This window comes from Kitasatospora sp. NPDC093558, from assembly GCF_040683475.1.
In the GTDB taxonomy this organism is placed as follows: domain Bacteria; phylum Actinomycetota; class Actinomycetes; order Streptomycetales; family Streptomycetaceae; genus Kitasatospora.
In genome coordinates this window covers 1-5,251 of record NZ_JBFBDY010000441.1, presented here as the reverse complement: position 1 = coordinate 5,251, position 5,251 = coordinate 1, and the positions used below count along the sequence as shown (strand labels likewise).

Here is a 5,251-nt window from a genome sequence, read left to right as displayed (position 1 = left end):
CGCGCCGGTGCCGCACGACGCCGACAGCCACGACATGATCCGCGTGCTCGGCGCGCGCGAGAACAACCTCAAGGACGTCAGCGTCGAGATCCCCAAGCGCCGCCTCACCGTGTTCACCGGCGTCTCCGGCTCGGGCAAGAGCTCCCTGGTGTTCGACACCATCGCCGCCGAGTCGCAGCGGCTGATCAACGAGACCTACAGCGCCTTCGTCCAGGGCTTCATGCCGTCGCTGTCGCGCCCCGACGTCGACGTCCTCGACGGGCTGACCACCGCGATCATCGTCGACCAGCAGCGGATGGGCGCCGACCCGCGCTCCACCGTCGGCACCGCGACCGACGCCAACGCGATGCTGCGCATCCTGTTCAGCCGGCTCGGCACGCCGCACATCGGCTCGCCCAAGGCGTACTCCTTCAACGTCCCCTCGGTCAGCGGCGCCGGCGCCGTCACCGTCGAGCGCGGCGGCAAGACGGTCAAGGAGCGCCGCTCCTTCAGCGTCACCGGCGGCATGTGCCCGCGCTGCGAGGGCCGCGGCAGCGTCTCCGACATCGACCTCGCCCAGCTCTTCGACGCCTCCAAGTCGCTCTCCGAGGGCGCGCTCACCATCCCCGGCTACACGCCGGGCGGCTGGAACTACCGGCTCTACAGCGAGTCCGGCTTCTACGACCCGGACAAGCCGATCCGCAAGTACACCAAGAAGGAGCTGCACGACTTCCTGTACCGCGAGCCGGTCCGGATGAAGATCGCGGGCATCAACATGACCTACGAGGGTCTCGTCCCGCGGATCCAGAAGTCCTACCTGGCCAAGGACAAGGAGGCGATGCAGCCACACATCCGGGCCTTCGTCGACCGGGCGGTCGCCTTCACCACCTGCCCCGACTGCGACGGCACCCGGCTCACCGAGGCCGCCCGCTCGTCGAAGATCGGGAAGATCAGCATCGCCGACGCCTGCGCCATGCAGATCAGCGACCTGGCGGCCTGGGTGCGCGGGCTCGACGAGCCCTCGGTGGCGCCGCTGCTCACGAGCCTCGGCGAGGCGCTCGACTCGTTCGTCGAGATCGGCCTCGGCTACCTCTCGCTCGACCGGCCCTCCGGCACGCTCTCCGGCGGCGAGGCGCAGCGCGTCAAGATGGTCCGCCACCTCGGCTCCTCGCTCACCGACGTCACGTACGTCTTCGACGAGCCCACCGTGGGCCTGCACCCGCACGACATCCAGCGGATGAACCGCCTGCTGCTGCGGCTGCGCGACAAGGGCAACACGGTGCTCGTCGTCGAGCACAAGCCGGAGACGATCGCGATCGCCGACCACGTCGTCGACCTCGGCCCCGGTGCGGGCAGCGGCGGCGGCACGGTGTGCTTCGAGGGGACGGTGGCGGGGCTGCGGGCCGGCCGCACGATCACCGGGCGGCACCTCGACGACCGGGCCGGGGTCAAGGAGACGGTGCGCAAGCCGACCGGGAAGCTGGCGATCCGCGGTGCGTCGGCGCACAACCTGCGGGACGTCGACGTGGACATCCCGCTCGGCGTGCTCGCCGTCGTCACGGGCGTGGCCGGGTCCGGCAAGAGCTCGCTCGTGCACGGGTCGCTGCCACGATCGGAGGGGGCGGCCGGTGAGGGCGTGATCTCCGTCGACCAGGCCGCGATCCGCGGCTCGCGGCGCAGCAACCCGGCGACGTACACGGGCCTGCTCGAACCGGTCCGCAAGGCCTTCGCCAAGGCCAACGGCGTGAAGCCGGCCCTGTTCAGCGCCAACTCCGAGGGCGCGTGCCCGACCTGCAACGGCGCGGGCGTGGTCTACACGGACCTGGCGATGATGGCCGGCGTCGCGAGCGTCTGCGAGGACTGCGAGGGCAAGCGGTACCAGGCGTCCGTCCTGGAGTACCGCCTCGGCGGGCGGGACATCAGCGAGGTGCTCGCGATGCCGGTGACCGAGGCCGAGGAGTTCTTCCGCGAGGGCGCGGCCCGCATCCCGGCCGCGCACGCGATCGTGAGCCGGCTCGCGGACGTCGGCCTCGGCTACCTCAGCCTCGGCCAGCCGCTCACCACGCTCTCCGGCGGCGAGCGCCAGCGCCTCAAGCTCGCGACGCACATGGCCGACAAGGGCGGCGTCTACGTCCTCGACGAGCCGACCACGGGCCTGCACCTGGCCGACGTCGAGCAGCTGCTCGGCCTGCTCGACCGCCTCGTCGACTCGGGGAAGTCGGTGATCGTCGTCGAGCACCACCAGGCGGTCATGGCCCACGCGGACTGGATCATCGACCTCGGCCCGGGCGCCGGCCACGACGGCGGGCGGATCGTCTTCGAGGGCACCCCGGCCGAACTGGTCGCCAAGCGCCACACCCTGACCGGCGAGCACCTGGCGGCGTACGTGGGGGCGTGAAGACCGGACGAGGGTCAGCTGAGCGGCGGCTCCTCGGCGTCCATCAGCCGCAGGATCAGGTCGTCGACGTCGAGGTGGAGCGTCTCGGAGCCGTACGGGACGACGTGCTCGGTCGCGTCGAGGAAGGTCTGGACGAGGGCGGCGGGCGCGCGCAGGACGGCCGTCGTGTCATCGGCGCTGAGCGCGATGAAGAGCGTCGCGGCGGCGGCGCCGGTGCCGCGGTGGACGGTGACGTCGCCCAGGCCGGCCCAGCCGGTGAGGCCGGTGGCGAGGAGCTCGCGGGCGAAGATCCAGGTGATCGGCTCGTCGAGGTCGACGTGGGTGTCGAGGCTGACCGCGTACGGGTCCTCCCGGCGGTAGCGCAGCCGGGCGGGCAGGGAGACGAGCAGGCCGGGGCAGGCGACCGCCTCCAGGTCGATGTACAGCACCAACTCGTCGCCGGCGCAGGCGTTCTCCTGCGGGGCGCCGGGCAACTCGTGCTCGCTCATGGGCTCTTCCTGTTCTCTTCCTCGGGGTGCTTCGGGGTTGCTTCGGGGGTGTTTCGCGGGTGCTCCGGGGCGTTCCGGGCCGTGCTCGGGGTCGTACTCGGGGTCGTACTCGGGGGCGCAGAATCGTTTTTTCGTGGTCGGCTTCGGCGGCGGTGTCGTGCTGACTGGTCGTCGGTTGCTTCGGTGGGGACGCGGCGGGACGGCTTCGGCGTGCGGGGCTTCCGGCTGGAGAACGAGCCGGCCCGTCCCGGGTAACCGTCCGCGACGATATTCGGGCGACGGCGCGCTGTCCCGGCCTGCGGCATTGCGGTTCGGTCTCCGTCGCGGCGGAATTGTGCATGATCGCTCTGTTGATGTCAGAGTGTCACCGTCTTCTTTTCCGATCGGGGGGTTCGATGACAGCGGGGGACGGGTCGGATCTCATCGCCATGGTGGTCGAGGCGCTGGTGCAGTCCGCTTCGCACACGGTCGGCGCGGCCGGTGCCGCGCTCGGCGGCGAGGCGGTCGCGCGCGTGCGGGAGTCGCTCCGGCAGTGGCCGCAGTGGGCGCACACCCTCGGGCGGGTCGAGGCCTACCCCGGTGACCAGCAGGCCCAGTGGGACCTGGCGCTCGCGGTGGGCCAACTCCTGGCCGGGGACCCGGGCCTGGCGGCCAACCTGCGCGCCCGGCTCTCCGTCGCCATGACCGCGCCGCCGCCGGCGGCCGGTGCCCCGGTGCCGCAGGTGGCCGGGGTGCCGCAGACGTGGCAGCCCGCCGACGGCGCCGACTGGTCCGCGTACGGTCCGGCGACGGTCCAGGGGACGTCCTCGCGGCGGGTCCGCGTCTGGGCGATCACCGGTGGGGTCGTCGTGCTCGGCGTGATCGGGACGCTCCTCGGGCTCGGCCTCTACATCGACTCCGGCCCGGACGGCCCGAAGCCCTTGGCGAACCTGGACCAGGTGAAGACCGTCGTGCCCGACCTGCACGCCGTGCCGGACGGGTGGACCCAGGACAAGGCACCGACCTCGGGGCCCATGGGCGACTGCAGCGCCGGCGACGGCTTCACGCCCGAGGAGTCCGCCCTGTGCAAGCAGGCCGTCGGGAGGGGCAGTTCGGGCTATCACGCCGACGGCGGGAAGACCCAGGTGGTGTTCAGCATCCTGGCCGGCCCCAGCACGGTGTGGGCCGACAAGATGTACGACGTCGCCAACGCCGGTCCCAGCTCCCTGCCCGAGCAGCCGCCGATGGACGCCCCGAAGGCCGGCGAACGGTCCGCGATCTCCGTGGACCGCGAGTGCCTGGCCATTCTCGTCAAGGCCGGGAGCACCGTCCTGAGGGTCTCCTACTGCCCGGAGAACCTGAACGCCCCGAACGTGGAGGTGGTCAACCGGATCACCCGCATGTTCGCCGCCCGCTCGCAGCAGGCGCAGGACGGGAAGACCCCGGACGCCGGCGCGTAAGGACCGTTGCACAGGGGTGGAGCCGAGCGCCCGGCTCCACCCCTGCGTTTGTGGGGTGCCGTCAGGCCTTCGCGCAGATCACGAAGACGCTGATGCCGACGTCGCTCGCGCCGGGCTGGTGCCCGACGCCGATCCAGCCGTTGCCGTCCGCGGTCGGGAAGCTGCCGTTGAGGATCGAGTCGTCTCCCCGGGCCTCCGCGCCGCCGCCGAGCGCCTTCGTGCCGGCGGGACAGGAGACCGTCCGCCGCTGGAAGTTGGGCACGTTCGCGTTGTCGAGCGTCACCAGCTGGTAGTCCTCGACCGACCGCGCGGAGGCGTCCCGCGCGGGTGCGTTGTCGGTGGTCGGGTCGGCCTCCGCCTGCCAGCCCGTGCCGATGGCGGCGAGCGCGACCGTCATCAGGCCTGCGGCCAGCGCGATTGCCCGAAGCTTCATGCCGTGTCCTCCCGAAGGGCGGCGGGCGCGCACTTGGCGCCCGTCCCACTCGGGGTATCGGCCATTCGAGTGGCGGCCGTGATCGGGTTGACCCTTTCGGGGGGTGCGGGAGCCTTCCCGTGCGCGCCGTGCGTGCGCCGACGTGCGCTCCGGACGCAGGAACGCGGGGCCCGCCGGACTGGCGGGCCCCGCCGGTCGGGTCACTTCGTCGAGTGGACGAACTGCTGGTAGCAGGCGACGTCGTACTGCGACGGGGCGCCTGCGGCGTTGTAGGCCTGGCCGCCCGTGCCGCCGTTCGGCTGGCTGCCGAAGCCGGGCTCGTCGAAGGGGGAGCCGGGGGAGGAACTGCTGTGGCCCGGGGCGCTGCTGCCCTGGGCCAGGAAGTCCTGGCAGGTCTGGTTCGGCGGCCCGGGCGTGTTCGGGCTCGGGTTCGCGAACGCGGCGCCGGCGCCGCCGAGGCAGAGCAGCCCGGCGAGCAGCCCGGTGGCTGCGGTGCGGAGCATCGCGACTCCTT

General features: G+C 72.3%; 5 protein-coding genes. 2 read left to right on the top strand and 3 right to left on the bottom strand.

Annotated features, from left to right (window positions below):
• The first annotated feature begins 34 nt into the window (after positions 1 to 34).
• The gene (locus AB0O00_RS28540; RefSeq protein WP_363656550.1) at positions 35 to 2,377 is read left to right on the top strand and encodes an excinuclease ABC subunit UvrA; all 2,343 of its coding nucleotides are present in this window, start codon (positions 35 to 37) and stop codon (positions 2,375 to 2,377) included.
• Positions 2,378 to 2,391: 14 nt separating this feature from the next.
• Here the strand turns inward: AB0O00_RS28540 and AB0O00_RS28535 are convergent, their stop codons facing one another.
• Entirely contained in the window at positions 2,392 to 2,865 is a 474-nt protein-coding gene (locus AB0O00_RS28535; protein ID WP_363656546.1) for an SsgA family sporulation/cell division regulator, read from the bottom strand.
• Between the two features lie 395 nt (positions 2,866 to 3,260).
• On the opposite strand from AB0O00_RS28535, the gene AB0O00_RS28530 reads away from it, so the two are divergent.
• Positions 3,261 to 4,304 (top strand): hypothetical protein, encoded by a 1,044-nt coding sequence (locus tag AB0O00_RS28530; protein WP_363656543.1) that lies wholly within the window; start codon positions 3,261 to 3,263, stop codon positions 4,302 to 4,304.
• Between the two features lie 61 nt (positions 4,305 to 4,365).
• Here AB0O00_RS28530 and AB0O00_RS28525 read toward each other — a convergent pair whose 3' ends face one another.
• Positions 4,366 to 4,737: a hypothetical protein gene (locus AB0O00_RS28525; protein ID WP_363656541.1), complete on the bottom strand. Its 372-nt coding sequence runs from the start codon at positions 4,735 to 4,737 to the stop codon at positions 4,366 to 4,368.
• A 200-nt stretch (positions 4,738 to 4,937) separates the two neighbouring features.
• Positions 4,938 to 5,251: hypothetical protein (locus AB0O00_RS28520; protein WP_363656539.1), on the bottom strand; the 314-nt coding region annotated here is incomplete at its 5' end.

Coding starts and splice junctions, on each gene's coding strand:
- AB0O00_RS28540 (WP_363656550.1), top strand. CDS start 35: ATGATCCGCGTGCTCGGCGCGCGCGAGAACAACCTCAAGGACGTCAGC.
- AB0O00_RS28535 (WP_363656546.1), bottom strand. CDS start 2,865: ATGAGCGAGCACGAGTTGCCCGGCGCCCCGCAGGAGAACGCCTGCGCC.
- AB0O00_RS28530 (WP_363656543.1), top strand. CDS start 3,261: ATGACAGCGGGGGACGGGTCGGATCTCATCGCCATGGTGGTCGAGGCG.
- AB0O00_RS28525 (WP_363656541.1), bottom strand. CDS start 4,737: ATGAAGCTTCGGGCAATCGCGCTGGCCGCAGGCCTGATGACGGTCGCG.